Source organism: Streptomyces sp. NPDC039609 (genome assembly GCF_055596705.1).
In genome coordinates this window covers 602,639-628,651 of sequence record NZ_JBVIUJ010000004.1, presented here as the reverse complement: position 1 = coordinate 628,651, position 26,013 = coordinate 602,639, and the positions used below count along the sequence as shown (strand labels likewise).

The following is a 26,013-nucleotide window of genomic DNA, read 5'->3' as shown; positions in this document are numbered from 1 at the left end:
ATCGTCGCTTCGTCGCGGAGCTTCACGACAGGCACGGCTCACGTTGACGGCCCGGTGGCCGGCCTCAGGTTGGCTTGCGCCACACGGAGATGTGCTTCGCGGAGTCCTGGGTGAACGGCGCCCCGTCCCAGTCCGCGACGCGACGTTCCAACTCGAGCCCAGCGATCCGTGCCATCAGGTCGAGCTCTGCCGGCCAGGCGTAGCGGTGCCGGGAGTTGTCGCGCCGGTAGCGGCCGTCGTCGCCGTCGCGGGTGAGGTGGTGCGAGACAAGGATCTGCTCGACGAGGTCGAAGGTGTCGAAGCCGAGATGCTGCTCGGAGACGTCGAACGGCACCGCGACCTGGCCGGGCGGCAGGAACCGCAGCGGCGGCACGCCCAGCTCGATGACGAATCGGCCGCCGGGCTCGAGATGACGTGCGGCGTTGCGGAAGCACTCGACCTGCTCGTCCTGCGTGAGCAGGTTCGTGATGGTGTTGTAGACGAGATAGACCAGGGTGAACTCGCCGGGAACGACGGTGGTGGCCATGTCCCCGATGACTACCGGGAGCGTGTCCTCGTCCATCTTGCGCCGCAGCACCGCTGCCATGTGCTCGGACAGTTCGATGCCCGCTACCGGCACACCCCGTTCCCGGAGCGGGACGCCCACTCGTCCGGTCCCGATGGCGAACTCCAGTGCCCGGCCGGCCCCGGCGAGCTCGGCGAGGAAGGCGAGAGTCGGTCCGAGAGCGGCGGCCGAGGACGTCTCGGCCTCCTCGGCGTCGTAGCGGTCGGCGGTCGCACGGGTCCACAGCTCACTGCTCGTCACGGGCGGCCATTTTGCCGGGCACCGAGGGCCGCTGTCGACGCATTTACCTTCCACCGGCTCCGATCACACGGCTCGGGGCAGGCCGGTACAGACCCTTCAGGGGACCCAGCACACCCGGATCATCACCCTCGGAGCCCAACCACCTTGACGTGCGATGACCGCTCATAGCTTCGCAAAGGGTGGGGTGTCGTCCATGACCTGCAACAACTTCCGAGCAGGTGTCGCCTCCTCCGGCCGAACGGAGTTGGCGACATGCTCGATGACTGACCGGCCCGTGTCCATTGCTGTCCTCACGGCTGCCTCCCAGCCGGGTTGCAGCCGGTAGTTCGTGTCGTGCTTGCCGTCCCTGGCCGCCGCCGCGGCGGAGTGCCACTGGGCGGTCGGGTAGATGTCGCCCAGCAGGGTCAACAACTCGGCCTTGCACGTCACATGCGGGGACCCGGCCAGTTCGAGAAGGAACGGGACCGTGGGAGCGGTTGCCTCGCCGACGACGAACCCCAGCGCACAGATGGCGTCGCCCAGTTCATCGATGGCGATGCGGGCCGTGTCCTCGTCCCCGTACGCGATCCGGGACAGCAGAGGGGGAATCCCGCCGGCCGGAGCCTCGGTCGCGTCGCGCAGTTCTCCCCAGCGGACCCCGGAGACACCCCTCAACAGACTTCCCACAGATCCTCGTGCCGGCTGCGCCGGTGCCTTGGTCATGCTGCAGCTGGTGAGAACCGTCCATGACACTCTGACCGGCTTGCCGACACGGAGCACCGGCTTGATGCCGTGATCTTGCTGTGGCTGGAGTGATCACGGAGAGCGCGCCCGACGCCGGGCCCCGTGCGCGGTGGCGCGCACGGGGTCGGCAGCTCAGCGCACCCTCCCCCGCGGCTTCAGCGGAGTCGCGGGCAGTGCCGGGGCCGGAAGTGGAGCGCCGTCGTAGCCCTTCACCTCGCCGAACCTGGTGCCGTTCGTCCACGCCTCGCGCGCTTCTTCGATATCCTGTTGGGACCGTCCGATCCAGTTCCAGAACATGACGATCTCCTCCTCGAACGGCTCGCCTCCCAGGAGCATCAGGCCGGCGTCCGAGGCCGCGCGCAGGGGGAGTTCCGTGCGGCCGCAGCCGAGGTAGAGCATCGAGCCGGGGAGAACCGGGACGCCGTCGACGTGGGCCTCGCCCGACATCGACAGGACCGCGTACTCGAAGTCCGGCTCCAGCGGGAGGTTCGTCTCCGTGCCCGCCGCCAGGGCGAGGTCGGCGCCGATCAGGGGGCTGTAGGTGGTGCCGGGGGACTCCGCGCCATCGAGTTCGCCCATGATCACCGTGGCCGTCAGGCCGGGGGCGGTGACCTGCGGGAGGGTCGCGTGGTGCTGGAAGTGGGGCTCGACGTGGCGGTGGGCGTCAGGGAGCGCCACCCACAGCTGTGCGCCGTGCAGGAAGCGGGCATGGGGCCTGGGGCTCTCCTCGGAGTGGGAGATCGCCCGGCCCGACGTCATCAGGCCCAGCTCGCGCGGGCGGATCGTCTCGAGGCTGCCCGTGCTGTCGCGGTGCAGGACCTCGCCCTCATGGAGCCAGCTCACGGTCTGGAGCCCCATGTGCGGGTGCGGCGGGACCTGCATTCCGGGCTCGTCGGCGATGTCGTCGGGACCATAGTGATCGACGAACGCCCAGGCGCCGACCATGCGGCGGCCGAGGTTCGGGAGCAGGCGGCGGACCTCGGTCGACTCGCCGAGCTGGACATGGCGGGGGCTGAGGAGTTCCCGCACCGGCTCGGCGACGACGAAGCCGCGGCCGCCGCAGACGCTGAGGGCGGCCTGACGATCAAGATTGCTCATGACGCTCAACCTATTCCTGTCCGGGGACGACGTGGGCGTGTCCCCACGCGGAAGTTCGTAGTGGAATCCTCAACCACTCTCCGGTGTTGACGACGGTGTCGCCCCACCCGGATGGCAGGGTAGGGATCCCACGAGGGAGTGCAAGTGAACGACACGTACTACGAGTTCGGAACAGCCGGTGAGCGCTGGGACCGCGCCCAGCTGTTCTTCGAGGCGAAGGAGTACCGGACGGCCGTCCGCATCCTGCGCGGCCTGGTCGCCGAGCACCCCGAGCAGACCGCCCAGCGCCTGCTGCTCGCCCGCGCCTACTACCACTCCGCTCAGCTGTCCCGCGCCGAGACCGAGCTGCGGGCCGTGCTCGACCGGGACCCGGTGGAGCACTACGCCCGGCTCATGCTCGGCCGCACCCTGGAGCGCCAGGGGCGGGCCGCGGAGGCCGCGCCGCACCTGCGGCTCGCCGCCGCGATGACCGGGGAGCAGCTCGACTGAGCAGCCCGAAGCCGCTCCTCAGGGGACCGCGGTCTGCGCGCCCCGGCCCGCCGAGGCGTGGCCTTCGCGAGGAGCCGGAGGCGGTTCGGTAAGGTCGTCGCGGGAGGTTCGAGCGGTGCGTACGGGACGAGTGGGACGCAGCAGCACGAGAGCGGGCGGCGCCTTGGCGCAGCTGCTGCTCGTCGTGGTGCTCGCCCTCGGTGTCTTCGTGATGCATGCCGTGGGTCACCCCGAGAGCCCGTCGGACGCCGCGGCGGACGGCATGACGCATGTCTCCGCCGCCCCGCACCAGATGGACGCCGAGGCGCCCGCCTCCTCCTCCCACGATCCCGGCATGGGTATGGACATGACCACGCTCTGCGTGGCGGTCCTCGGCATCTGGGCGCTGGCGCGGTTCGTGCTCGCCGCGCTCGGACGCCGCCCCGACTGGCTGGTCGGGCTGCTCGGCCGACTCACCCACGCGCTGGGACCGAACGCCCCGCCGCCCATACCTCCCGACCTCGCTCAGCTGTCCGTTCTGCGGATTTAGGCCGAACCGCCACCGCGGGCACTTTGTGCTGCCCGCAGAAGCGTCCGTTCAGCCCTTTCCGCGCGTACGCGTCGCTCGCGTACGCGGTACGACAGCACACGAGGTGTGACACACATGCGTGCCTTCATCAACCCCACCAGCAGGAAGCTCGCGCTCGCCGGCGCCGTCGCCGCCGCGGCGCTCCTGCTCTCCGCCTGCGGCTCCGACAGCGGCTCCACGAGCGGGATGAACCACGGCGGGAAGACCGGCGCGTCCGCCGGCGCCACTCCCACCGCCTCCGCCCCCGTCGGCGCCCCCGGCGCCTTCAACGACGCGGACGTCGCGTTCGCGCAGGCGATGATCCCGCACCACGAGCAGGCCCTCGCGATGGCGAAGCTCGCCGAGGGGCGGGCCGAGGACGCCGGCGTCAAGAAGATCGTCGCCGATGTCGAGAAGGCCCAGAATCCCGAGATCCAGAGGATGAGGTCCTGGCTCAAGGGCTGGGGCAAGCCCGAGTCCGCCGGTCAGAGCGGTCACGGCGGCGCCCACGGCGGCCACGGCATGGCCGGGATGATGTCCGAGCAGGACATGAAGGACCTGGAGTCCCTCAAGGGTGAGGCCTTCGACCGGAAGTTCGCCGAGCTGATGATCGCCCACCACGAAGGGGCGGTCGAGATGGCCAGGGCCGAGCAGAAGGACGGCGGCAACGACACGGCGAAGAAGCTCGCCGACGACGTGGTGCGGACCCAGTCCGCCGAGATCACGGAGCTGCGGAAGATCCTCGGCCGCCTCTGACGGTCCCGTACCGGCGGCCCTCCCTTTCCAGAGGGCCGCCGGTACCTCAGCGGGCGGCGACCGTACGGACGACCTCGCCGCCCACCACGACGGTCTCGGCCACCGTTCCCGGAATCCGTTCCGGGTCGGTGCGGAGGATGTCGCGGGAGAGGATCACGAAGTCGGCGAGCTTGCCGACGCTGAGCGAGCCCCGCTCCTCTTCGAGGAAGTTGGCGTACGCCGAACCCATGGTGTAGCCCTCGATCGCGGTGGCGACGTCGATCGTCTCCTCCGGGGTCCAGGGCTCCCCGCCGCCGTGGAGCGGGCGGCGGGTGACAGCCGTGTAGATGCCGACCATGGGGTCCATCTCGGCCACGTTCCAGTCGCTGGAGAGGGCGAGAACGGCTCCGGCGGCGTGCAGGCTACGGAGGGGCCAGGCCTTGTGCCAGCGGTCGGGGCCGATGTTCTCCGCCCAGTCCTGGCCGGGTCCCGCGATGTCGGGGGCCGCGTGCCGGGGCTGCATACAGGCGACGACCCCCAGTTGGGCGAAGCGCGGGGTGTCGGCGGGGTCGAGGCACTCGACGTGGACGACCTGATGGCGCGCGTCGCGTGGCCCGTTGGCGGCGCGGGCGCGGGCGACGGCGTCGAGGACCGTACGGATGCCGCGGTCGCCGGTGGCGTGCACGAAGCACTGGAAGCCGCGCGCGTCGAGTCCGGTGAGCAGGTCGGCGAACTCCTCCGGCGGGTAGAACGTGTCGCCGCGGTGGTGTCCGCACCCGGCGTACGGTTCCAGAAGGGCGGCCGTACGGGGCTCGACGACGTCGTCGATGTACAGCTTGAGGGGACCGACCCGGAACCGGTCGTCGTCGAACTTCCGTGCAGCGGCGGCGAATTCGTCGAGATCGGCCTCTGTGGTGCCACGCGGGTGGAAGAGGGCGGCGACGATCCGGGAACGGAGCCGGCCCTCGGCGCGGGCCCGCTCGAAGAGGGCCAGGTCGTCGAGGGAGTTCTGGGGTTCGACGACGGTGGTGATGCCGTAGCCGATGGCGTCGTCGAGGCTCTTGGCGAGCCGACCGTACTGACGGTCGGGCGCGGCCCACGGCAGGCCGAGCTCGCGCAGGGCGCGGTGGCCGGCGCGGGAGAGCCCCTTGACCGCGAAGTCCTTGACGAATCCGGTGGGTTCGCCGGTCTCGGGGTCCGTCACGGCGGTGCCGAAGGGTACGTCGACATGGTCCCGGTCGATGCCGAGGCGGTGCAGGGCGGCGGTGTTGAGCCAGGCGGTGTGCACGTCGTAGCTGAGGACGAGTGCGGGGGTGTCGCCGGTGACCGGGTCGAGGTCGGCGGCGGTCGGCATCCGCCCGCCGGGGATCGCCGAGTAGTCGAAGGCCTCGGCTTCGATCCACGGGGCGTCGGGGTGGGCCGTGTGCCAGGTGCGGATCCGCTCATGGATCTCGTCGAGGGTACGGGCACCGGCGAGCTGGACGCAGGCGTCGTCGGAGCCGAGGCGTACGTGGTTGTGGGCGTCGATGAACCCGGGCAGGACAAGTCGGCCCCCCGCGTCGATGATCCGGGTGTCGGGTCCGGCCCAGATCGCCGCGTCGGCGTCCGCGCCGAGCCAGACGATCCGTCCGTCGCGCACGGCGAGCGCCTCGGCCTCCGGCAGGGCGGGGTCGACGGTGTGGATCCGGGCCCGGGTGAGGACCAGATCGGCGGGGGTGGTGCTGTTCATTCGGGCGGACTCCAGCTTCTTTCAGGGGTGTTACGGCCGTGCGGGGGTGACGCTGCGGCGGGCGAGGAGGACGTAGACGATGGCGGAGACGGCCGCGCCGAGGAGGGTGAGGTCGGCGCCGCCGAGTGGGGCGACGAGCGGACCGGTCCAGAGCTCGGAGTCGCAGGTGAGGGCGGCGAAGAGCATTCCGGCGAGCAGGGCGGCGATCCCGGCCGGGTGCCAGCCGGAGCGGTACCAGTAGCCGCCGCCCGGTCCCGCGTGCAGGGCGTCGGAGTCGTAGGCGCAGCGGCGCAGGACCATGTCGGCGAGGAAGACGCCGCCCCAGGGGGCGAAGACGATGATCAGGAGGGAGAGGAAGGCGAGGAGCGAGGTGGTGAAGTCGGTGAGGAAGAGTGCGCCGAGCGAGCCGAGGGCGGTGACGGCGGCGCTGATCACGATGGCGCGGGCGCGACTCCACGGGATGCCGAGGACCTGGAGGTTCAGGCTCGACGAGTAGAGCGTGATGATCGAGTTGGTGACCGAGCCGCCGAGGATCAGGGCGAGGAAGAGGGGCTGGAACCAGCCGGGGAGCAGCCCTTCGGCGCCGGCGACCGCGTCCGTCATGTCCGCCTGGGTCGCGGCGGCGACCCCGGCGACGCCCAGGGCGACGGAGGAGAGGAAGCCGCCGAGCGCCCCGCTCCAGGTGAGGGCCTTGAGCGAGGTGGTGCGGGGCAGGTAGCGGGTGTAGTCGGCGGGCATCGGGAGGTACGAGAAGGGGCCCGCGAGCATGACGACGAAGGCGAGGCTCCAGCCGGTGGCGCCGGGTCCCGCGGCCGGTGCGGCGGTGTCGGCGCCGGGGAGCACGAAGACCAGCAGGCCGGCGAAGCCGAGCGCGAGGGCGTAGGCCATCCAGCGTTCGGCGAACTGGACGGTCGCGTGGCCCCACAGGGCGACGGCGAAGGTCAGGGCGAGGGTGACGAACAGGGCGAGGGCGCGCGAGGCGTGCCCGGCACTCCAGCCGAGGTCGGCGAAGAGGGCGTCGAGGGCGAGGGTGCCGACGACCGTGTTGACGATGGTGTAGCCGATGCTGACGACCCAGTTGAGCAGCCCGGCGGGCCAGTTGCCGCGGACGCCGAAGGCGGCTCTGGATATGACGAGGGTGGCGGTGCCGGTACGGACGCCGCTCAGTCCGGCGGCGCCGATGACGAAGAAGGAGAGTCCGCCGATGACGACGACCGCGGTGGCCTGCCAGAAGGAGAGCCCGAAGGCGACGGCGAGAGCGCCGTTGATCACGTAGGTGAACGTGAGGTTGGAGCCGAACCAGAGCCAGAAGACGTCCTTGGCGCTGCCGTGGCGTTCGGCGTCGGGGATGGGGTCGATGCCGTGGCCCTCGACCTGGAAGACCTGGTCGCGACCGACGTCCGCCGCTGTCTCCATCTGCACCATGCGCACTCCCAGACTTTGAATGCCGTTCTAGAACTTAGAATGGCATTCAAGATGTGGGAGAGGGGTCCGCCGCGTCAAGACCTTCCGGGCCCCCGGTTAAAGTCGTGACCATCGGGTCAGGGGTGACGGAGGCGGAGCGGGTGGCAGGGGCAGCGCGGCGACGCGACGGGCACATCGCCCAGGAACGGATGCTCGAGGAAGCCATGGCGGCCATCGCCGAGGGCGGCCTCGCCTCGCTGACCATGTCGGCGCTGGCCGAACGCCTGGGGACGAGCGGCGGCCACATCCTGTACTACTTCGGCAGCAAGGATCTGCTCCTGCTCGCTGTGCTGCGCTGGAGCGAGGCGGCCCTCGCCGAGGAGCGCCGTACGCTGCTCGCGCGGCGGCTGACGGCGGAGCGCAAGCTCGACCTCTTCCTGCGGCTCTATCTCCCGCACGGCCCGCGCGATCCGCGCTGGACGCTCTGGATCGAGCTCTGGCCCCGCACCCCGGGGAACGAAGCCCTGCGCGAGGCCCAGCGGGAGCTGGACCGCGGCTGGCAGGAGGATCTGGAGACGCTGCTCGCCAAGGGCGTGGCCCAGTCCCGGTTCGCACCGATGGACGCGGCCGACGTCACGGCCCGCGCCTCCGAACTCCTGGCACTCCTCGACGGTCTGAGCACCCGCGTGGTCCTCGGCCAGGAATCCGGACCGGACGCGCGCCCGGCGCTCCAGGCGGCCCGCGCGGCGGCGGACCGGCTGATCCCGAGAGCTTGAGGCGGGGGCGCTCGACGGTTCTTCAGCGTCGTCGGCGCGGCGGCGGGGCAGCCGGGCGGGCCGCGAGGGCGGCGCGGGGCGGCGGGCCGCGAGGCTTCCAGGCGGCCGGGCCGCTAGGGCGGCGCGAGGCCGCGGGGCGGCCGGGGCCGCGAGGGCTCCGGGCGAACAACCCCGTCAGTCGGCCGGCGGGGCCTCCCACGGCAAGGGCTCGACGGTGGCGAACGGCCACTCCAGGGCGTCGGGATGGCAGCGGGACTGCTCGGCGTTCCAGCGGATCTGCTCGGTGTGCAGTGCGGGGCGCGAGAGCCGGGCGAGGGACGGGTACGAGGCCGCGAGGGCCTGGGCGAGCTCCAGCGTGGCCTCCGCGTCGGACGCGGGCTCCCCGGGGCGGTCGTGCGGGATGCCGTACCAGGCGGTGACGGTCCGCAGGGAGCGGGAGCCGGCGCGGTAGCGGTCGGCGTGGCGGTCCAGGACCAGGGGATCGCAGACCGGCGCCACTCCGTGCGGAAGCCGGTCGGTCAACGTGGGCACGCCGTGACGGAGCAGCTCGGTGTGGAGCATGGTCAGGACGTACGGGGCGAACCAGACGACCAGGATCTCGTTCGACGCCAGGTGGTCGGCGAGCAGGGTGGCCACCTCGTCCAGGGCTCGGGCGGCGGGCACCCCCTCCGCCGGGGCACGCTCCGGAGTGACTCCATGGATCCTGTCCGGCGACGAATATTGGACATTGGATCCAGGATCCATGATCCAATCTCCGATCGCACCGTCACTGCCCCGGACGGCCGCGGCAAGGATCCGGTCGACGGCCACCCTGTTGCCGGTGGTCGAGATGTCCAGCGCCAGGAGATGGCGCCGGTGCCAGCCCGGAAGATCCTGCCGGGCCGGCGGCGCGGGCTCAGGTACGTGCCCGGGGTGGAAGACCTCCCAGCCGCCGGTCGGGCCGTGCCGGAGCACTCCGGCCCCGGCCGGTACGACCGCCCCGCAGACGGCGCAGGGCCCGTCGTAGTCGTTGGTGAGGTCCGGGGCCCCGGGGGTCATGACTCCCCCGCACCGTCCCGGTACGCCTCCAGGAGCCGCAGCCACGCCTCGCTCAGCGTCGGGTACGCGGGGACGGCGTGCCAGAGCCGGTCGATCGGCACCTCGCCCGCGACGGCGACGGTCGCCGAGTGGAGCAGTTCGCCGATGCCCGGACCCACGAAGGTGACCCCGAGGACGGTTTCGCGGTCCAGGTCGACGACCATACGCGCGTGGCCGCGATATCCGTCCGCGTACAGGCCCGCGCCGGCCACGCCCGAGAGGTCCAGGTCGACGGCGCGGACGCGGTGTCCGGCGCGTTCGGCCTCGGCGAGGGAGAGTCCGACCGACGCACCCTCGGGGTCGGTGAAGACCACCTGCGGCACGGCAGCGTGGTCGGCGGTGGCCGTGTGCGCGCCCCAGCGCTCGGTCTCCGAAACCTCGGCGCCGGCCGCCCGTGCGACGATCGCGGCCCCGGCGATCCGGGCCTGGTACTTGCCCTGATGGGTCATCAGGACACGGTGGTTGACGTCCCCGACGGCGTACAGCCAGTCGCTGCCGGTGACACGGAGGGTGTCGTCGACGGGCAGCCAGGAGCCCGGCTCCAGGCCGACGGTCTCCAGGCCGATGTCGTCGGTGCGCGGGCTGCGGCCGGTGGCGAAGAGGACCTCGTCGCCCTCGACCCGGTCGCCGCCCTCCAGGACCACGGTGACCGGCCCCGTACCCCCGTCACGTACGACAGCCGCGACGTCGACGCCGGTTCGGATGTCCGCGCCGCGCTCGGTGAGGGCGTCGGCGATGTGTTCGCCGACGAACGGCTCCATCCGGGACAGCAGCCCCTTGCCGCGTACGAGGACCGTGACGTGGGAGCCGAGGGCCTGCCAGGCGGTCGCCATCTCCGCGGCGACCACTCCCCCGCCGACCACGATCAGCCGGCCCGGGACATGGTGGGAGCTGGTGGCCTCGCGGCTGGTCCAGGGCCTGGCCCCGGTCAGGCCGGGCAGATCGGGCAGCGCGGCGCGGGTTCCGGTGCAGACGGCGACGGCGTGCCGGGCGGTGAGGACGTGGTGCTCACCCTCGGGCCCCGCGACGGCGACCTTGCGGGTGCCGCGCAGTCGGCCGTGCCCGCGGTAGAGGCGGGCGCCGGTGGAGTCGAGCCAGCGGACGGCACCGTCGTCCTTCCAGTCGGAGACGTAGTAGTCGCGGTGGGCGAGCACGGCCGCCGCGTCCAGCGGTCCCTGGACCGACTGGCGCAGCCCCGGCACCATGCGGGCGTCGGAGCGGGCGATGGCCGGGCGCAGCAGCGTCTTGCTGGGCATGCACGCCCAGTACGAGCACTCGCCGCCGACCAGTTCGCTCTCCACGACCGCCACGCTCAGTCCGGCCGCCCTGGCCCGGTCCACGACGTTCTCGCCGACCGGCCCCGCACCCAGGACCACCACGTCGTACGCGTGCTCCACCTCATGTGTCATGGGCCCCAGTCTGGTGGCAGGTGTGCGCCGCGGCCACAGGGGAAGGCGCGGCCCTGCACGCTCGGAACGAGAGCCGTGCCCGCGCCGAACAGCGTGGAACCGCGTGGAATAGCGCGACTCGATACACCGTTGTGCGGGGCGAGTCCCCAGGGGACCGTGAGGGACACCCGCCAGGAGACCCGGAGAGGTAGAAAGCATGAGCACTGTTGAGCTCACCAAGGAAAACTTCGACCAGATCGTGAGTGACAACGACTTCGTTCTGATCGACTTCTGGGCTTCCTGGTGCGGTCCGTGCCGGCAGTTCGCACCGGTCTTCGAGGCGGCGTCCAAGCGTCATGAGGACCTCGTCTTCGCCAAGGTCGACACCGAGGCGCAGCAGGAGCTGGCCGCCGCGTTCGAGATCCGCTCGATCCCGACGCTGATGATCGTGCGCGACAACGTGGCCGTGTTCGCACAGCCCGGCGCTCTGCCGGAGGCCGCCCTGGAGGACGTGATCGGTCAGGCGCGCAAGCTCGACATGGACGAGGTACGCAAGTCCATCGAGGACGCGAAGCAGCAGCAGTAGGAGCGAGCCGGAGGGGCGGTACGGGATCTCCCGTACCGCCCCTCCGGCATTCCCGTGGTCACGCGGGGCACGCAAGGCCGAGCGCCTGCCCTGCCTCACCCGCCGCCGGCTCAACTCGGCGACACAGCCCCGCCGACTCAGCCCCGCAGGTTCAGCGCTGCCGACTCGGCCCCGCAGGATCAGCGCTCCAGGACCAGCGCCAGCCCCTGGCCGACGCCGATGCACAGGGCCGCGAGGCCGGTGCCCGAGCCCGCCGCGGCGAGTTGGTGGGCCACCGAGCCGGCGAGCCGCGCGCCGGAGGCGCCCAGCGGGTGGCCGATGGCGATGGCGCCACCGCGCGGATTGACGATCTCGGGGTCGAGTTCGGGCCACTCGGCGAGGCAGCCGAGCGACTGGGCGGCGAAGGCCTCGTTCAGCTCGAACGTCGTCAGGTCGGCGAAGGAGCGTCCCGACTTCTCGAGGGCGCGCCGGACCGCCTCGACCGGACCGAGGCCGAAGAGCTGCGGCTCGATCCCCGTGACGGCGGAGGCGCGGATGCGCGCCAGCGGCTCGCGGCCGGTCTCCCGAAGCCCGTCCTCGTCGACCAGGAGGAGGGCCGCGGCGCCGTCGTTGAGCGGCGAGGCGTTGCCCGCGGTGACCGTGCCGCCCTCACTCCTGAACGAAGGCTTCAGCTTGGCGAGAGCCTCGATCGAGGTGGTGTCGCGGATGCACTCGTCGCGGGCGAGGTCCACGCCCGCGTACGGCACCACCTCGCCGTCGTAGAGCCCCTTGCCCCATGCCGCGGCGGCCTTCTGGTGGCTGGCCAGGGCGAACGCGTCCTGCTGTTCGCGGGTGATGCCGTGCTTGTCGGCGACGAGCTCCGCGCCCTCGCCGAGGCCGACCGTCCACTCGGCGGGCATCCGCGGGTTGGTCATGCGCCAGCCCAGCGTCGTGGAGTGGAGCTGCTGGTGGCCGGCCGGGAAGGCGCGTTCGGGCTTCTGCAGGACCCAGGGGGCGCGGGACATCGACTCGACACCACCCGCGATCGCCACGGAGGCGTCGCCGAGCGCGACGGCGCGGGCGGCCTGGATGACCGCCTCGAGACCCGAGCCGCAGAGGCGGTTGACGGTGACGCCCGGGACGGAGGTGGGGAGCCCGGCGAGCAGGACGGCCATGCGGGCCACGTCGCGGTTGTCCTCACCCGCGCCGTTGGCGTCGCCGAAGTAGACGTCGTCGATCCGGGCCGGGTCGAGGTCGGGCGTGCGATCCACGAGCGCCTTCACCACGTGTGCGGCGAGGTCGTCGGGCCGCACGGAGGAGAGCGCGCCCCCGAACTTGCCGATCGGCGTACGGACGGCGTCGACGATGTAGACGTCGCGGATGCTCATCGGTTCTCTCCCACGTGACCTTCGGATGCAGCGTTCGTCTGGTGAATTTTCCTTCATTTCGTGCGCGCCGAGTCTCCGTCGGGCGGCGCCTCATGTCAACGGTCCCGCATTTCGATGCGTGGCGGATGAACCGATACCACCGGAACCCGCGGGTCACTCCCCCGTCGCGTGCCGGATCAGCGCCGTCAGACCGTAGTCCAGCTCGCGGCCGTCGACCAGCAGCGCCTCGACGGTGCGGGTCTCGGGGTCGATGTCCGCGGCCAGGCCGTGGCCCTCGTAGCGCGGATACCCCGAGGAGCCGGTCCGGCCGGTGGCCTCGACGACCGCCGACCGGACCGCGCTGTCCTCGACGGACCGTCCGCCCCGGTCCTCCACGTGCTCGGGAACGAGAAGGATCTCGAAACGCCTCGGAAAGGTGCTCATGCCTCGACGCTAAGCCGCCGCGGCCCCGAGCGCTCAGCCGACCGCCGGGGGGCGAGCACTCATGGGGCCCCGAAGGGCGAGCACCGAGCTCGACTCCCCGGAGCCGAGCGCTCGGCGGGCCCCTGAAAGGCGAGCACCGAGCTCGACTTCCGGCGTCGAGCGCTCAGCTGGACTCCCTGGGCACGACCTGCGAGGCCATCAGCTCCCGCGCCTCAGGAGTGCCCTCCGGATCGCGCACCGCGCTGTCGACGAGCTCCGCGAGGCGCCGGCCGATCACCATGTCGATCCGGACCGTGGTCAGCCTGGGCCGCAGCAGCCTCCCGAGCAGCAGATCGTCGGATCCGACGACCGCCGTCTCCTCCGGGACGGAGATCCCGGCATCCTGCAGGGCGCGCATCAGCAGCATCGCGTACTCGTCGTTGTACGCGAAGACGGCGTCGAGCCCGAGCTCACGCCACCGCCCGGCGAGCTCGTTCGCCGCATCCTCCTCGTACCGCAGCGGCAGAGGTACGACAGTGGCCTCCGTCCCCGCCACCGCCTGCCGCGCGCCGTCCAGCCGGGGGCCCGAGAACATCTCCAGACCCGGTTCCTCGGGAACCACCACGCCGATCCGGCGCCTGCCCCGCTCGAGCAGATGCCGGGCGGCGACGCGGCCGACCCTCCCCTGGTCCATGACCAGGGCGTGCGTTCCCGCGACCCGCTGGGGACCGACGGTGATCACGGCCTTCGCACCGGAGCGCTTGAGGATCTCGACGCCGTTCGGCGTCAGCTCGACCTCGCCGAAGGAGACCACCGCGACCGGGCGGAGCTCCGCCCAGGCGCGGGCGGCCTCGTCCCCGTCGAGGCCGAGACTGCCGTACTGCACCACGGTGTAGTCGAGGCGGCGCAGGGCCCACTGGAGTTCGTTGAAGAAGGTGCTGTAGAGCGGGCCGATGGGCACCTGCGCGGTGGGCAGGAGGACCATCCGGCTGTGGCCGGCGCGCAGGCTGCGGGCCGCGGCGTGGGGCACGTAGCCGAGCTCCTCCGCCGCCTCGCGCACCCGTTGGCGCGTCGGCTCGCTGATCCGTACGGCCGCGGTGTTGTTCAGCACGTACGACACGGTCGCTCTGGAGACGCCCGCGAGACGTGCGACATCGGCACTGGTCGGGACGGCACGTTCGGCGGACTGTCTGGGTGACTGGCTCATCGCTCCGGCATCTTTCCAGACCAATCCGGCCCAGGGTCTGGCGGATGGCCGGAATCGAGTGCTACACAGTGCTGACGCGTGTCACTGACACGTGTCACCCTTCTCGATCCGCTCCTCGCCCCGCACGGGCGATCTCCTCAGGAGGGCACTGTGGCCCTTTCCTCCCCGGGCTCCGGCACCACCGCCGGCACCACCCCCGGCGTCGGCTCCCCCTCGGCCCCCGGGCCGACCCGCGGTCTGCTGTCCCTGCTCCTGACCGGCAACACGGCGATGTACGCGCTGTACGTCGGCGTCCCCGGGATGCTCCTCGCGCTCCAGATCGAGGACATCGATCCGGCGAACAAGGTGGCCAACTTCGGCCTGGTCTCCGGCGTCTCCGCCATCTTCGCCACCGTGTTCAACCCGGTGGCCGGCGCGCTCTCGGACCGCTCGGGGCGGCGCAACCCTTGGATCCTGGCGGGCGGCCTGCTCGCGATACCCGTGATGTTCCTGCTCGGCAGCGTGCACACGATCCTGCTGGTGATGATCGCCTGGTGTCTGGGCCAGGCCGTCATGAACGTCTACCAGGCCGCCATCACCTCGGTCGTACCCGACCGCGTGCCGATGGCCTCACGCGGCAAGGCATCGGCGGCCGTCGGGCTCGGCCTGCCCATCGGCTCCACCATCGGCGCGCTGATCGGCGCCGCGTTCTCGGAGGACTACCGCACCGGCTATCTGGTCTTCGGCGTGATCGTGGCGGCCGCCGCCGTCCTGTTCACCACGTGCGCCCGCGAGCAGCGGATGCCCGCCAAGGCCCCGCTGCCCGTGAAGCAGCAGATCGCCGCCTTCGGCAGCGCACTGAAGGACCACGAGTTCCGCTGGGCGTTCATCGGCCGCGCGCTGCTGATCCTCGGCTACTTCGCGGTCGCCGGCTTCCAGCTGTACATCCTCAAGGACCACACCGACCTGCCGGCCGGGCTCACGGCCGAGGAGGCCGTGGCGATCCTGATGCCGCTCAACGCGGTCGCCATGATCGTCTCCACGGTGCTGGGCGGCTGGCTCTCCGACCGCTACGACCGCCGCAAGCTCTTCGTCGGCGCCTCGGCCGCGCTCGCCGCCGTCGCCCTCACGATCCCGGCGGTGTCGACGAGTTGGACAGCGATGATCGCCTTCTCCGTCGTCAACGGCCTCGGTTTCGGCTGCTACATGGCCGTGGACACGGCGCTGGTCACCATGGTGCTGCCGAAGGCCGAGGACGCGGCCCGCGACATGGGCGTGCTCAACGTCGCCAACGCCGGGCCGCAGATCGTCGCGCCGTTCGTCGCCTCGCTCATCGTCTCGCTGAGCGGCGGATACACCGCGCTTTTCCTGGTCGCCGCCGTACTGTCGGTGCTCGGGGCGCTCGCCGTGCGCCCGATCCGTACCGTGCGCTGAAGACGAGAAGACGACACCCGAGAGGCATCGACGTGCGACTGAACACCACCACCTGGGGATCCGGTGACCGGATCGCGCTGCTGGTCCACGGCATCATGGCCGACCACCGCACCTGGCGGCAGGTCGGACCGGCCCTGGCCGAGCGCGGCTACCGGGTGATCGCCGTGGACCTGCGCGGTCACGGCGTGAGCCCGCGCGCCGAGGGCCCCGAGGGTTACCGCCCGTCGGACTACGCCGACGACCTCGTCGAAACCCTGCCCGCCGGAGCCGAGTTGGCTGTGGGCCACTCGCTCGGCGCACTGGCCCTCGCCGCCGCCGTGGAGCGGCTCGCACCGCGCCGCGCGGTCTACTCCGACCCGGCCTGGCATCTGCCGGCCGGGGAGGAGGGCTACCGCCCGGAGCTGTTCACCCAGGGCAAGTCCCTCACCCGCGAGCACATCAGGATCCTCAACCGCCGCTGGGCGGAGGTGGATCTCGACATCGAGGTCGAGACGGTGAAGCTCTGGGACGAGCGGACCGCCCACGGTCTGGTGGACGTCGTCGGCCGGGACATGTGGCCCGTGCGGCCGTTCGTCCCGTCGCTGATCACGCTGGCCGACCCGAGCTTCCTGATCCCGGCCGACAAGGCCCAGATGCTCAAGGAGCGCGGGTTCGAACTCCGTACGGTCGTCGGCGCGGGTCATACGATCCACCGGGACGACTTCGAAGGGTTCATGACCGCCCTGGACGGCTGGATCTGACGTACCTTTTGGTCATGGACGACGTCTCGATGGTCGGAATGCTCGGCCGGGTCACCGGCACCGTCGGACCCGGCCTCGTCGGCGAGGTGATCGTCCGGATCCGGGGCGGCGCGGAGCACTTCCTCGCCCATGCCGCCAATCCCAAGGAGCGGATCGAGACCGGAACGGTGGTGCTGGTCATGGAACATCTCCCTCCACGCACCGTCTATGTCACAGCCGCGTACGACAGTTGACCGATCCATTGAGCGTCTGCCGTGAGGAGGCGCACACTCCCTTCACCGGATCCGCACGGCTCCGGTGAAGGGGGAGCTGCCCATGGGCATCGGCATCCTTGCGGGCGGCGCGATCGCCGCCGTCCTCGTTCTCATCGCACTGTTCAAACTGATGTGGCGCGTCGCGGAACCCAACGAAGCGCTCATCATCTCCGGCTCCAACCACAAGATGGAGGGGCTCGGCGAGGGGATGGGCTTCCGGATCGTCACCGGGCGCGGCACGCTCGTGCTGCCGGGCGTCCAGGCGGTACGGAAGCTGTCGCTCGACCTCAACGAGACCCAGCTGCAGGTGGAGTGCGTGACCCACCAGGGCATTCCGCTCAAGGTCCGGGGTGTGGTGATCTTCAAGGTGGGCGACGACTTCGTGTCGATCGCCAACGCGGCCCGCCGTTTCCTCGACCAGCAGAAGCTGATGTCGGAGCGGGTGCACATCGTCTTCGCCGGTCATCTGCGCGCCATCGTCGGCGGGTTGACGGTGGAGGACATGATCCGTGACCGGGAGAAGCTGACCGGGCAGGCCCGTTCGGCCTGTGGCACGGAGATGGAGAAACTCGGTCTGATCGTCGACTCGCTGCAGATCCACGAGATCGAGGACCCGACCGGGTACATCAAGAACCTGGCCGCGCCGCACGCCGCGGCGGTCCAGCGCGACGCCCGTATCGCGCAGGCGGAGGCCAACCGGCGGGCGACCGAGGCCGAACAGCAGGCCGCGGCGCGGATGTCGGAGGCGACCCGCGACAGCGAGATCCTTCAGGCCGGCTATCAGGCCGAGCGGGACCAGGCGTCCGCGAAGGCCCGGCAGGCCGGTCCGCTGGCCGAGGCCGGGGCGCGTCAGGAGGTCGTCGTCCAGGAGACCCGTGTCGCCGAGCTGGAGGCACACCGCAAGGAGCAGCAGCTCCAGGCGGATGTCCGCAAGCCCGCGGACGCCGAGGCGTACAAGACCCGGACGCGGGCCGAGGCCGAACGCGACGCCCGGATCTCGGCGGCGCAGGCGGAGGCCAAGGAGACGGAGCTGGCCAGTGCCGCGCAGGCGACGGCGACCCGGCTGACCGGTGAGGCGGAGGCTGCGGCTCAGCAGGCGAAGGGGCTCGCCATCGCCGAGTCGACCCGGGCCAAGGGTCTGGCCGAGGCCGAGTCGATCAAGGCGAGGGCCGCGGCGCTCGCCGAGAACCAGGAGGCCGTGGTCGCCCAGCAGCTGGCCGAGAAGTGGCCGGAGATCGTCGAGGCGGGCGCGTCCGCCTTCGGCAACGTGGACCAGATGGTCCTGCTGAACGGCGCCGACGGCATGGCGGAGATGTTCGCGAAGGCGCTGACCATGGGCGGGACCGGCCTCGGCCTGGCCCGTCAGCTGCTCTCGACGATGGGTCCGGACGCCCGGACCGCCGTGGCGCCCTCGGTGAACGGGGCGGCGCCGCCGGCTCCCCGGGCGGAGGTGATCCCGGTCGGGGACGACCAGGACTAGCCGCTCCGGAGCGCGACGACAGGCCGGGCCCGGCGCCGTACTGGCGTCGGGCCCCGGTCGTGCGTCCGCGGCAGATCCGTCGGATGTCCAGTCGTGTGGAAGTCGGTCGTACGGACGTCAGTTGTGGGGACGTACGGAAGTCAGTTGTGGCCGAACTTCCGCTCCTTCTTGTGGGAGACCTGCTCGATGATCGGCCGCGGGGTCTCACGTACGGCAGGGGTCTGTTCCTTCGCCGTCGCCTCGGTCCTGTGCTCGTGACCGCCCGTACGGGCACCGCGGTTCACCCGGGTCTGTTTCTTGCCCACGATCGTGCCTCCTGACAGCGAGAATCGGACGCTGGGGCCGTTTTCAGCCTCGCACGCGTGTAGGAACACCGCATGTCAGGGACGTCGCGCCCGGCCGGGGCCCTACGGTGGTCACGTGACGACCTTCCAGTACTCCACGACCGAGGCCGACCCGCACGCGATCGGCCCCGTCCGCACGTCCTACGCCCCCGACCGCGACGGCGCCCCGGATCCCGGGGAGATCGTGTGGACCTGGGTGCCCTTCGAGGAGAACGACGGGCGGGGCAAGGACCGTCCGGTTCTGGTGGTGGCCCGGGAGGAGGCCGGGACGCTGCTCGCCGTCCAGCTGTCCAGCAAGCGCCATGACAGCGATCGCGAGTGGGTGGCGATCGGGGTGGGCGACTGGGACAGCGCGCGCCGCGAGTCCTGGGTCGATCTGGACCGGGTGCTGCGGGTCCACGAGGCGGGGATGCGCCGGGAGGCGTGCGCCCTGGACCGGCCGCGATTCGACCGTGTGGTGGAGCGCCTGATCGAGCGCTACGGCTGGTCGTAGCCGGTCAGGAGCCGGCGAGCGCCCGCTGGAAGGCGCCGAGCGTGGCCCGGTCCTTGGTGCGGTCGAGGATCGCGAAGACGATCTCGTCGAAGTGGCCGGCGAAGCGGCCCCCGTCCGTCAGCAGCGCCCGGAAGGCGCAGGCGACCTCGGCGGGGTCGTTCTGGAAGACGCCGCAGCCCCAGGCGCCGAGGACGAGCCGGCGGTAGCCGCCCGCCAGGGCGGTCTCCAGGACGCGCTCGGCGCGGGCCGCGAGCACGGCCGGGACACGGTCGGCGAGCTCGGGGGTCTGCCTGCGGATCACTCCCGCGTTGGGCGCGGGCGAGGTCAGGAAACCGACCGTGAACGGCTCGCCGAGCAACTCGCCGCGGTCGTCCCGGAAGACGGGGACGCCGGGCGACAGGATCACCCGGTCCGTATAGAAGGCGTCCCTCTCGGCCCGGTGGTGCGCGTAGTACTCCGGGGCGCGCAGGAGTGTGGTGTAGAGGGCGGATGCGCGGCAGACGGCCTCTTCCTGGGCCTGGGCGCCGTTCAGGTAGCCGCCGCCGGGGTTGCGGGCGGACGCGAAGTTCAGGACAGCGACCGGGGCGGCATCGTCCCTGGTCAGCCGTCGTGCGGCGACCAGGCTGCTCTCGTCCGTGACCGTGATGACGGCGGTGCGGTGCGGGTCCGGGGCGAAGGAAACCGGGACGGGCTCGGGGCCGTAGAGACGGGTCCCGGCCACGGCCGCGCTCAGCTCCGCCTCGATGGAGACCATCCGGCCGCCGGGCGCCCTGTATCGACCCGCCTCGACGATCTCCTCGGTCTGCTTCGCGATCCCCCGCAGTCGTGCACTCATGCGCGCAAGCTTGATCGAATCGGCTCCTCCGGGGCAACGGGATATTCACCGTGCTGCCGAGAGGGCGCTCTTGCACACCGGTCGGACGTGGCTTTAGGTGGAATCAGCGCCTTCCGAGACAGGAGGAACGACATGTCGTCGAGCGGCATACCGCAGAGCGGTTCCGCCCTCACCGAGGACGAGGCCGAGGACCTGCTGCGATGTATCTGCTTCAAGACGGGCCCACCCCGCGCGCTCGGGGTGGAGGTGGAATGGCTCGTCCACGAGCTGCGTGACCCGCGGCTTCCCGTCCGACCGCAGCGGCTGGCCTCGGCCGTCGACACCGTACGGTCCCTGCCACTGGCCTCGGCCATCACCCTCGAACCCGGCGGACAGCTGGAGCTCAGCTCGCCGCCCGCCGCCTCGCTCATGGAGTGCGTCGACACTCTCTCGGCCGATCTCCGCGCCGTACGGGACGCGCTCTCCCCCCTCGGACTCTCGCTCAGCGGATACGGGGTCGATCCCTGGAACGCGCCGCGTGACCGGCTGCTCCGCGAGCCCCGGTACGACGCGATGGAGGCCGCTCTCGATCGCACGGGACCGTCCGGCCGGGCCATGATGTGCGACTCGGCGTCGGTGCAGATCTGCCTGGACGCCGGTCACGAGGAGCCGGGACCGCTCGGCTACCACCGCCGGTGGCAGCTGGCCCATCTGCTGGGCGCGGTCCTGGTGGCCGCGTTCGCCAACTCGCCCGTCCACGGCGGGCGGCGCACCGGCTGGCGGTCGACGCGGCAGGCGCTGTGGACCGACCTCGACCCGGCCCGGGCGCTCGCCCCGGCCCCGGACGGAGAACCACGGGCGGCCTGGGCGACGCATGTGCTGGACACCCCGGTGATGTGCGTACGGGGCGAGGAGGCGCCGTGGGCGGTGCCGCAGGGGCTCACCTTCCGCGAGTGGCTGCGCACCGGCCTCCCCCGACCGGCCGACGAGGACGATCTGCGGTACCACCTGACGACGCTCTTCCCGCCGGTGCGGCCGCGAGGACATCTGGAGCTGCGGATGGTCGACGCGCAGCGCGGTTCGGACGGCTGGATCGTGCCGGTGGCCGTGGCAGCCGCGCTGTTCGACGATCCGGAGGCCGCCGAGAGCGTGTACCGGGCGGTCAAGCCCCTGGCCGAGCGGGCCGGTCCGCAGGCGGCTCCGCGCAACCCACTCTGGCTGGCCGCGGCCAGGGACGGGCTCACCGACCCCGATCTGCACGCCGCGGCCCTCGTGGCGTTCCCCGCCGCGCTGGAGGCGCTCCCCCGGATCGGGGCGAGCCCGGCCGTGCAGCAGGCGGTGGCCGCCTTCCACGAACAGTACGTACTCCCCGGCAGCTGTCCCGCCGACGAACTTCAGGAGGTGGCGTCATGACCGTGACGACGGATCCCTCGGCCCTGCGTCGGCGTGCTCTCGACGCGCTCACGACGGCGCGGGAGCGTACCGCGCTGCTCACCTCCTGTGTCGAGGACGACGAACTCACCGCGCAGCACTCCCCGTTGATGTCTCCACTCGTGTGGGACCTGGCGCACATCGGCAACCAGGAGGAGCAGTGGCTGTGGCGGGCGGTCGCGGGGCGTGACGCGCTGCGCCCGGAGATCGACTCGATCTACGACGCCTTCGAGCACCCGCGCGCCAGCCGTCCGACCCTGCCCCTGCTGCCTCCGGCCGAGGCCCGGGCCTATGCATCCGATGTACGCGGCCGGGTCCTGGACGTGCTGGCGACCACCCCGCTGGAGGGCCGGCCGCTCGTAGAGGCGGCGTTCGCCTTCGGGATGATCGCCCAGCACGAACAGCAGCACGACGAGACCATGTTGATTACCCATCAGCTGAGAAAGGGACCGCAGGCGCTGACCGCTCCCCCGCCGCCGGCCACCGGCTCCGGCGGGCTGACCGCCGAAGTCCTGGTCCCCGGCGGGTCGTTCACCATGGGCACCTCGGACGAGCCGTGGGCACTGGACAACGAGCGCCCGGCGCACGCCCGAATGGTCCCGGCGTTCTTCATCGACACCGTCCCGGTCACCAACGGCGCCTATATGGCGTTCGTCGCGGACGGCGGCTACACGGACGAGCGCTGGTGGCAGGCGGAGGGCTGGGAACAGATCCGTAGGCACGACATCGCCGCACCGCTGTTCTGGCGGCGCGACGGCGGCCAGTGGACACGGCGCCGGTTCGGCGTGACGGAGCCGGTGCCCGAGGACGAGCCGGTGGTGCATGTCAGCTGGTACGAGGCGGACGCCTACGCCCGCTGGGCCGGACGCAGGCTCCCCACCGAGGCCGAGTGGGAAAAGGCGGCCCGGCACGATCCCGCGAGCGGGCGCTCGCGCCGCTTTCCGTGGGGCGACGCCGACCCGGCGCCCGAGCACGCGAATCTCGGCCAGCGTCATCTGCGGCCCGCCCCGGCGGGAAGCTACCCGGAGGGCGCTTCGCCGCTCGGGGTACGGCAGTTGATCGGGGACGTGTGGGAGTGGACGTCCAGCGACTTCCTGCCGTATCCGGGATTCACGGCCTTCCCGTACAAGGAGTACTCGGAGGTCTTCTTCGGCCCGGCGCACAAGGTGCTGCGCGGTGGGTCCTTCGCGGTGGACGAGGTGGCCTGCCGGGGCACCTTCCGGAACTGGGACCTGCCGGTGCGCCGGCAGATCTTCTCCGGCTTCCGGACCGCGCGGGATGCGGAGCTCTCCTGATGTGCCGTCATATCGCCTTTCTCGGCGATCCGGTGCCACTCGGCGAGCTGCTGCTGCGGCCGCCGCACTCGCTGGAGCGGCAGGCGTGGCAACCGCGCAGCCAGGTCAGCGGGGTGGTGAACGCGGACGGCTTCGGCGTCGGCTGGTACGCCGAGGGCGACCCGGTGCCGGCCCGCTACCGCCGGGCCGCGCCCATCTGGGGCGATCGCTCCCTGGCCGATCTCGCGCGGGTGGTGCGCACGGGGGCGCTGCTGGCAGCGGTCCGGGGCGCCACCCGGCCGGGCGCGGACGGGGAGGCCGCGGCGGCCCCGTTCGCGGCGGGGCCGTGGCTGTTCAGCCACAACGGAGCGGTGGCGGACTGGCCCGACGCCCTGACTCCCCTGGCCGCGTCACTGACCGCCGGGGAACTTCTCGCCCTGGAGGCCCGCACGGACTCGGCGCTGGTGTGGGGCCTCGTACTGCACCGGCTGCGGGCCGGCGACGCGCCCGGGCGGGCGCTTGGCGACACCGTTCGGGAGGTCGCCGAGGCCGACCCCGAGTCCCGGCTCAACCTCCTGCTCACCGACGGCACCGAGATCACCGCGACCAGCTGGGGGAACTCCCTCTGGTATCTGAAACGCCCCGATCGCACGGTCGTCGCCTCGGAGCCGTACGACGACGATCCGCTCTGGCGCGAGGTGCCGGACCGCACCCTGCTGACCGCCACCCGCGCCGATGTCACCCTCACCTCGCTCAAGGAGCCCTCCTCGTGAGTCCGTTCCAGCTGACCCGCACCCTTCCCGAGGACGCCACGGACGCCGATCTGCGCGCCGACGTCCTGCACGGTCTGACCCGCCTGCCCAAGGAGCTGCCGCCGAAGTGGTTCTACGACGCGCGCGGCAGTGAACTGTTCGAGGAGATCACCAAGCTCCCCGAGTACTACCCGACCCGCGCGGAGCGGGAGATCCTGATCGCCCGGGCCCATGACATCGCCGCGGCGACGGGGGCGCGGACGCTGGTGGAGCTGGGTTCCGGCTCCTCCGAGAAGACCCGGTTCCTGATCGACGCGCTGCTGCCCGAGCTGGACAGCTATGTACCGGTGGACGTGAGCGAGTCGGCGCTGAGGGGTGCGTCGGAGGCGCTGCTCGTGGAGCGGCCCGGGCTCCACATCCACGCCCTGGTCGCCGACTTCACTCGGGGGCTGGCACTGCCGGGCACACCGGGGCCGCGCCTGGTGGCGTTCCTGGGAGGCACGATCGGCAATCTGCTGCCTCACGAGCGCGAGGTCTTCCTGCGTTCGGTGCGGGCGATGCTGGCGCCGGGCGACGCCCTGCTGCTCGGCACGGACCTGGTGAAGGACGAGGCGACGCTCGTCGCCGCGTACGACGACTCCGCCGGGGTGACGGCGGAGTTCAACAAGAACGTGCTGGCGGTGATCGCCCGCGAGCTGGACGCGGATGTGCAGCCGGACGACTTCGACCATGTGGCGCTGTGGGACCACGAACGGGAGTGGATCGAGATGCGGCTGCGGGCGCGCCACGCGCTCACGGTGAAGATTCCCGAGCTGGATCTGGTGGTGCCGTTCGAGGCGGGTGAGGAGGTACGGACGGAGGTGTCGGCGAAGTTCCGTCAGGCGGGCGTGCGCGCGGAGCTGGCGGCGGCCGGGCTCGATCTGACCCGCTGGTGGACGGACAAGGACGGGCGGTTCGCGCTGTCGCTGGCGACGGCTCTCTGAGCCGCCCGGGCCAGCGAGCGGCGGTCCGGATATTGGACGCTGGATATCGGATCCAATATCCGGATCTCCGCGGTGAGTCCGCGGGCCGCGGCGATCCGCCAGAGCGAGAGGGCGAGCGGATCGTCCCCCACGAACGCGGCGGGCCCGGTCGGCCGGTACTCCAGCCGTACCGGCTGGACGGGGACGGAGGCGTCGAGGGCGGCCTGGAAGGCGGCCGGCCGGAAGGCTCCTCCGCCCCGGCCGCACCAGGTGGATCCTTCCGGGAAGACGATCACCCGGCCGCCGCCCGCCAGAGCCCGCGCCATGGAGCGGACGGTGGCGGGCAGGGCCCGTAGCCGGTCGCGGTCGATGAAGAGGGTGCCGCCCCGGGCCGCGAGCGGCCCGAGCACCGGCCAGGCCCGGATCTCCTTCTTGGCGAGCATCCGGCCGGGCAGGACGGCGGCCACGAGGGGGATGTCCAGCCAGGAGATGTGGTTGGCGACGATCAGCAGGGGCCCGTCGGCGGGGACTCCGGTGACCTCCAGACGGACGCCGAACGCCCGGAGCACCACTCGGCACCAGCGGCGGGCGAGCGCCCGCCGGCGGGCGGGCGGCAGCGGCGCCGCCAGGGGTGCGAGCAGCACCCCGACCAGGACGGCGGCGACACCCACGGCAAGCCGGGCCGCGGCCCGTACGGGCCCGGCGGCCGGACCCGTGTGCCGTGCGCAGGGATCGGGGGCACACGGCGAGGTCGGCAGCCAGGGCGAGGCGGAGGCGGAGCCGGCGGCGGTCACTGCGCCGGTGCGAGGGAGAGGAAGTGGCGCAGGTAGCGGGGGTTGGTGTTGCGCAGCGACAGCAGGACGTAGAGGTCGGCCACGCCGAAGTCGACGTCGTGGGCGGGTGCGCCGCAGACCCATGCGCCGAGCCGCAGATAGCCACGGAGCAGCGGCGGGAGTTCGACGCGGCCCTGGGGGCGGGTGATGCCGTCGGGGGTCCAGAGCTTGTGCGGGGTGACCCAGTATTCCTCGGGCGCGAGGTGCTTGGCCTTGACGGTGTCCCAGGTGGCGGCGGCGAGGCTGCCGCCGTCGGCGAGCGGGATCGAGCAGCACCCGGCGAGCCAGTTGTGGCCGGTGCGGGTCATGTAGCGGGCGAGCCCGGCCCAGATCAGGGCGATGACGGCGCCGTTGCGGTGGGCGGGGTGGACACACGAGCGGCCGACCTCGACGAGGTCGTCGCGGACGGGGGCGAGCCGGCCGAGGTCGAACTCGCTCTCGGAGTAGAGGCGTCCGGCGATCCGGGCGCGGTCGGGCGGCAGGACGCGGTACGTGCCGACGACCTCGCCGGTGGCCTCCTCGCGTACCAGGAGGTGGTCGCAGTAGGCGTCGAAGGCGTCGATGTCGAGGCCCGGCTCGGGTCCGTCGAGTCGGGCGCCCATCTCGCCCGCGAAGACCTGGTGACGCAGGCGCTGGGCGGCGCGGACGTCTTCCTGGGTGCGGGCGAGACAGACGACGTAGCGCGGCTCAGGGTCGGCGGCCGGGACCGCGGACCGGGGCTGCGGCTGGGCCGGGACACCGGCGAACGGGACGGCCGTGGCGGTGACACCCGACGGGGCACCCGCGGGAACGGGGAGACCGGCGGGGACGGGGACAGCGGGGGCCGCGGCGGCTGCGGGCGACGGTGCGGGCATGTCGGGCTCCTCCGGCGTACGGAAGGGGGACGGTGA

28 protein-coding genes are annotated in these 26,013 nt (G+C 71.9%); 14 read left to right on the top strand and 14 right to left on the bottom strand.

Features of this window, described 5'->3' with window-relative positions; genetic code table 11:
* Positions 1 to 64 precede the first annotated feature (64 nt).
* The 3 genes from ACZ561_RS15125 to ACZ561_RS15115 all read right to left on the bottom strand — a co-directional run bounded on the left by ACZ561_RS15125 (position 65) and on the right by ACZ561_RS15115 (position 2,626).
* Positions 65 to 805, bottom strand: coding sequence for a class I SAM-dependent DNA methyltransferase (locus ACZ561_RS15125; protein WP_470994356.1), 741 nt, complete (start codon positions 803 to 805; stop codon positions 65 to 67).
* Positions 806 to 967: 162 nt separating this feature from the next.
* Entirely contained in the window at positions 968 to 1,471 is a 504-nt protein-coding gene (locus ACZ561_RS15120) for a hypothetical protein (RefSeq protein ID WP_470994352.1), read from the bottom strand.
* 189 nt (positions 1,472 to 1,660) lie between these two features.
* Positions 1,661 to 2,626: a pirin family protein gene (locus ACZ561_RS15115; protein ID WP_470994349.1), complete on the bottom strand. Its 966-nt coding sequence runs from the start codon at positions 2,624 to 2,626 to the stop codon at positions 1,661 to 1,663.
* Between the two features lie 144 nt (positions 2,627 to 2,770).
* On the opposite strand from ACZ561_RS15115, the gene ACZ561_RS15110 reads away from it, so the two are divergent.
* The 3 genes from ACZ561_RS15110 to ACZ561_RS15100 all read left to right on the top strand — a co-directional run bounded on the left by ACZ561_RS15110 (position 2,771) and on the right by ACZ561_RS15100 (position 4,418).
* Positions 2,771 to 3,115 carry a tetratricopeptide repeat protein gene (locus tag ACZ561_RS15110; RefSeq protein WP_470994345.1) on the top strand — a complete coding sequence of 115 codons (345 nt, stop codon included), beginning with the start codon at positions 2,771 to 2,773 and terminating at the stop codon, positions 3,113 to 3,115.
* A gap of 115 nt (positions 3,116 to 3,230) precedes the next feature.
* The gene (locus tag ACZ561_RS15105) at positions 3,231 to 3,644 is read left to right on the top strand and encodes a DUF6153 family protein (protein ID WP_470994343.1); all 414 of its coding nucleotides are present in this window, start codon (positions 3,231 to 3,233) and stop codon (positions 3,642 to 3,644) included.
* 114 nt (positions 3,645 to 3,758) lie between these two features.
* A complete protein-coding gene (locus tag ACZ561_RS15100; protein WP_470994340.1) occupies positions 3,759 to 4,418 on the top strand; it encodes a DUF305 domain-containing protein in 660 nt (219 codons plus the stop codon).
* A gap of 46 nt (positions 4,419 to 4,464) precedes the next feature.
* On the opposite strand, the gene ACZ561_RS15095 is transcribed toward ACZ561_RS15100, so the two are convergent.
* Both ACZ561_RS15095 and ACZ561_RS15090 read right to left on the bottom strand, forming a co-directional pair.
* A complete protein-coding gene (locus tag ACZ561_RS15095; protein WP_470994338.1) occupies positions 4,465 to 6,126 on the bottom strand; it encodes an amidohydrolase in 1,662 nt (553 codons plus the stop codon).
* A gap of 30 nt (positions 6,127 to 6,156) precedes the next feature.
* The gene (locus ACZ561_RS15090) at positions 6,157 to 7,551 is read right to left on the bottom strand and encodes a purine-cytosine permease family protein (RefSeq protein ID WP_470994336.1); all 1,395 of its coding nucleotides are present in this window, start codon (positions 7,549 to 7,551) and stop codon (positions 6,157 to 6,159) included.
* Positions 7,552 to 7,691: 140 nt separating this feature from the next.
* On the opposite strand from ACZ561_RS15090, the gene ACZ561_RS15085 reads away from it, so the two are divergent.
* On the top strand, positions 7,692 to 8,306 hold the full coding sequence (locus ACZ561_RS15085; protein ID WP_470994459.1) for a TetR/AcrR family transcriptional regulator: 615 nt from the start codon (positions 7,692 to 7,694) through the stop codon (positions 8,304 to 8,306).
* A gap of 174 nt (positions 8,307 to 8,480) precedes the next feature.
* Here ACZ561_RS15085 and ACZ561_RS15080 read toward each other — a convergent pair whose 3' ends face one another.
* Positions 8,481 to 9,344, bottom strand: coding sequence for a 3'-5' exonuclease family protein (locus ACZ561_RS15080; protein WP_470994332.1), 864 nt, complete (start codon positions 9,342 to 9,344; stop codon positions 8,481 to 8,483).
* Positions 9,341 to 10,792 (bottom strand): dihydrolipoyl dehydrogenase family protein, encoded by a 1,452-nt coding sequence (locus ACZ561_RS15075; RefSeq protein WP_470994329.1) that lies wholly within the window; start codon positions 10,790 to 10,792, stop codon positions 9,341 to 9,343. Before ACZ561_RS15075 ends, ACZ561_RS15080 begins: the two co-directional genes overlap by 4 nt.
* A gap of 196 nt (positions 10,793 to 10,988) precedes the next feature.
* Between ACZ561_RS15075 and trxA the strand changes: the two genes are divergently transcribed.
* The gene (trxA, locus tag ACZ561_RS15070) at positions 10,989 to 11,357 is read left to right on the top strand and encodes a thioredoxin (RefSeq protein ID WP_470994326.1); all 369 of its coding nucleotides are present in this window, start codon (positions 10,989 to 10,991) and stop codon (positions 11,355 to 11,357) included.
* Between the two features lie 179 nt (positions 11,358 to 11,536).
* On the opposite strand, the gene ACZ561_RS15065 is transcribed toward trxA, so the two are convergent.
* From ACZ561_RS15065 to ACZ561_RS15055, 3 genes are all read right to left on the bottom strand, one after another.
* The gene (locus ACZ561_RS15065) at positions 11,537 to 12,724 is read right to left on the bottom strand and encodes a thiolase family protein (protein WP_470994324.1); all 1,188 of its coding nucleotides are present in this window, start codon (positions 12,722 to 12,724) and stop codon (positions 11,537 to 11,539) included.
* A gap of 153 nt (positions 12,725 to 12,877) precedes the next feature.
* A complete protein-coding gene (locus ACZ561_RS15060) occupies positions 12,878 to 13,147 on the bottom strand; it encodes a hypothetical protein (protein WP_376435494.1) in 270 nt (89 codons plus the stop codon).
* Positions 13,148 to 13,310: 163 nt separating this feature from the next.
* Positions 13,311 to 14,333, bottom strand: coding sequence for a LacI family DNA-binding transcriptional regulator (locus ACZ561_RS15055; protein ID WP_470994319.1), 1,023 nt, complete (start codon positions 14,331 to 14,333; stop codon positions 13,311 to 13,313).
* A gap of 150 nt (positions 14,334 to 14,483) precedes the next feature.
* Between ACZ561_RS15055 and ACZ561_RS15050 the strand changes: the two genes are divergently transcribed.
* From ACZ561_RS15050 to ACZ561_RS15035, 4 genes are all read left to right on the top strand, one after another.
* Positions 14,484 to 15,746, top strand: coding sequence for an MFS transporter (locus ACZ561_RS15050; protein WP_470994317.1), 1,263 nt, complete (start codon positions 14,484 to 14,486; stop codon positions 15,744 to 15,746).
* A gap of 32 nt (positions 15,747 to 15,778) precedes the next feature.
* Positions 15,779 to 16,486: an alpha/beta hydrolase gene (locus ACZ561_RS15045; RefSeq protein WP_470994314.1), complete on the top strand. Its 708-nt coding sequence runs from the start codon at positions 15,779 to 15,781 to the stop codon at positions 16,484 to 16,486.
* Between the two features lie 14 nt (positions 16,487 to 16,500).
* On the top strand, positions 16,501 to 16,719 hold the full coding sequence (locus ACZ561_RS15040; protein ID WP_470994311.1) for a hypothetical protein: 219 nt from the start codon (positions 16,501 to 16,503) through the stop codon (positions 16,717 to 16,719).
* A gap of 82 nt (positions 16,720 to 16,801) precedes the next feature.
* The gene (locus tag ACZ561_RS15035; protein WP_470994305.1) at positions 16,802 to 18,220 is read left to right on the top strand and encodes a flotillin family protein; all 1,419 of its coding nucleotides are present in this window, start codon (positions 16,802 to 16,804) and stop codon (positions 18,218 to 18,220) included.
* Positions 18,221 to 18,360: 140 nt separating this feature from the next.
* Here the strand turns inward: ACZ561_RS15035 and ACZ561_RS15030 are convergent, their stop codons facing one another.
* Positions 18,361 to 18,525, bottom strand: coding sequence for a hypothetical protein (locus ACZ561_RS15030; protein ID WP_175439183.1), 165 nt, complete (start codon positions 18,523 to 18,525; stop codon positions 18,361 to 18,363).
* A gap of 115 nt (positions 18,526 to 18,640) precedes the next feature.
* On the opposite strand from ACZ561_RS15030, the gene ACZ561_RS15025 reads away from it, so the two are divergent.
* Positions 18,641 to 19,057, top strand: a complete 417-nt coding sequence (locus ACZ561_RS15025; protein WP_376435509.1) for a type II toxin-antitoxin system PemK/MazF family toxin — start codon at positions 18,641 to 18,643, stop codon at positions 19,055 to 19,057.
* 4 nt (positions 19,058 to 19,061) lie between these two features.
* Here ACZ561_RS15025 and ACZ561_RS15020 read toward each other — a convergent pair whose 3' ends face one another.
* Positions 19,062 to 19,892: a TIGR02452 family protein gene (locus tag ACZ561_RS15020; RefSeq protein WP_470994300.1), complete on the bottom strand. Its 831-nt coding sequence runs from the start codon at positions 19,890 to 19,892 to the stop codon at positions 19,062 to 19,064.
* Positions 19,893 to 20,024: 132 nt separating this feature from the next.
* Between ACZ561_RS15020 and egtA the strand changes: the two genes are divergently transcribed.
* Genes egtA through egtD form a run of 4 tightly spaced genes read left to right on the top strand, consistent with a single transcriptional unit; the run spans position 20,025 to position 24,311 of the window.
* On the top strand, positions 20,025 to 21,284 hold the full coding sequence (gene egtA / locus ACZ561_RS15015) for an ergothioneine biosynthesis glutamate--cysteine ligase EgtA (RefSeq protein ID WP_470994297.1): 1,260 nt from the start codon (positions 20,025 to 20,027) through the stop codon (positions 21,282 to 21,284).
* Positions 21,281 to 22,597: an ergothioneine biosynthesis protein EgtB gene (gene egtB, locus ACZ561_RS15010; protein ID WP_470994294.1), complete on the top strand. Its 1,317-nt coding sequence runs from the start codon at positions 21,281 to 21,283 to the stop codon at positions 22,595 to 22,597. The genes egtA and egtB overlap by 4 nt, the downstream gene beginning before the upstream one ends.
* Positions 22,597 to 23,349, top strand: coding sequence for an ergothioneine biosynthesis protein EgtC (egtC, locus tag ACZ561_RS15005; protein ID WP_470994290.1), 753 nt, complete (start codon positions 22,597 to 22,599; stop codon positions 23,347 to 23,349). The genes egtB and egtC overlap by 1 nt, the downstream gene beginning before the upstream one ends.
* Positions 23,346 to 24,311: an L-histidine N(alpha)-methyltransferase gene (egtD, locus tag ACZ561_RS15000; RefSeq protein WP_470994288.1), complete on the top strand. Its 966-nt coding sequence runs from the start codon at positions 23,346 to 23,348 to the stop codon at positions 24,309 to 24,311. Before egtC ends, egtD begins: the two co-directional genes overlap by 4 nt.
* On the opposite strand, the gene ACZ561_RS14995 is transcribed toward egtD, so the two are convergent.
* Positions 24,206 to 25,084, bottom strand: coding sequence for a lysophospholipid acyltransferase family protein (locus ACZ561_RS14995; protein WP_470994286.1), 879 nt, complete (start codon positions 25,082 to 25,084; stop codon positions 24,206 to 24,208). The genes egtD and ACZ561_RS14995 overlap by 106 nt on opposite strands.
* Entirely contained in the window at positions 25,081 to 25,977 is an 897-nt protein-coding gene (locus ACZ561_RS14990) for a GNAT family N-acetyltransferase (RefSeq protein WP_470994284.1), read from the bottom strand. The genes ACZ561_RS14995 and ACZ561_RS14990 overlap by 4 nt, the downstream gene beginning before the upstream one ends.
* Positions 25,978 to 26,013 lie beyond the last annotated feature (36 nt).

Coding starts and splice junctions, on each gene's coding strand:
- ACZ561_RS14990 (WP_470994284.1), bottom strand. CDS start 25,977: ATGCCCGCACCGTCGCCCGCAGCCGCCGCGGCCCCCGCTGTCCCCGTC.
- ACZ561_RS15040 (WP_470994311.1), top strand. CDS start 16,501: ATGGACGACGTCTCGATGGTCGGAATGCTCGGCCGGGTCACCGGCACC.
- ACZ561_RS15065 (WP_470994324.1), bottom strand. CDS start 12,724: ATGAGCATCCGCGACGTCTACATCGTCGACGCCGTCCGTACGCCGATC.
- ACZ561_RS15100 (WP_470994340.1), top strand. CDS start 3,759: ATGCGTGCCTTCATCAACCCCACCAGCAGGAAGCTCGCGCTCGCCGGC.
- egtB (WP_470994294.1), top strand. CDS start 21,281: ATGACCGTGACGACGGATCCCTCGGCCCTGCGTCGGCGTGCTCTCGAC.
- trxA (WP_470994326.1), top strand. CDS start 10,989: ATGAGCACTGTTGAGCTCACCAAGGAAAACTTCGACCAGATCGTGAGT.
- egtC (WP_470994290.1), top strand. CDS start 22,597: ATGTGCCGTCATATCGCCTTTCTCGGCGATCCGGTGCCACTCGGCGAG.
- ACZ561_RS15020 (WP_470994300.1), bottom strand. CDS start 19,892: ATGAGTGCACGACTGCGGGGGATCGCGAAGCAGACCGAGGAGATCGTC.
- ACZ561_RS15115 (WP_470994349.1), bottom strand. CDS start 2,626: ATGAGCAATCTTGATCGTCAGGCCGCCCTCAGCGTCTGCGGCGGCCGC.
- ACZ561_RS15080 (WP_470994332.1), bottom strand. CDS start 9,344: ATGACCCCCGGGGCCCCGGACCTCACCAACGACTACGACGGGCCCTGC.
- ACZ561_RS15060 (WP_376435494.1), bottom strand. CDS start 13,147: ATGAGCACCTTTCCGAGGCGTTTCGAGATCCTTCTCGTTCCCGAGCAC.
- ACZ561_RS15055 (WP_470994319.1), bottom strand. CDS start 14,333: ATGAGCCAGTCACCCAGACAGTCCGCCGAACGTGCCGTCCCGACCAGT.
- ACZ561_RS15075 (WP_470994329.1), bottom strand. CDS start 10,792: ATGACACATGAGGTGGAGCACGCGTACGACGTGGTGGTCCTGGGTGCG.
- ACZ561_RS15095 (WP_470994338.1), bottom strand. CDS start 6,126: ATGAACAGCACCACCCCCGCCGATCTGGTCCTCACCCGGGCCCGGATC.
- egtA (WP_470994297.1), top strand. CDS start 20,025: ATGTCGTCGAGCGGCATACCGCAGAGCGGTTCCGCCCTCACCGAGGAC.
- ACZ561_RS15090 (WP_470994336.1), bottom strand. CDS start 7,551: ATGGTGCAGATGGAGACAGCGGCGGACGTCGGTCGCGACCAGGTCTTC.
- ACZ561_RS15035 (WP_470994305.1), top strand. CDS start 16,802: ATGGGCATCGGCATCCTTGCGGGCGGCGCGATCGCCGCCGTCCTCGTT.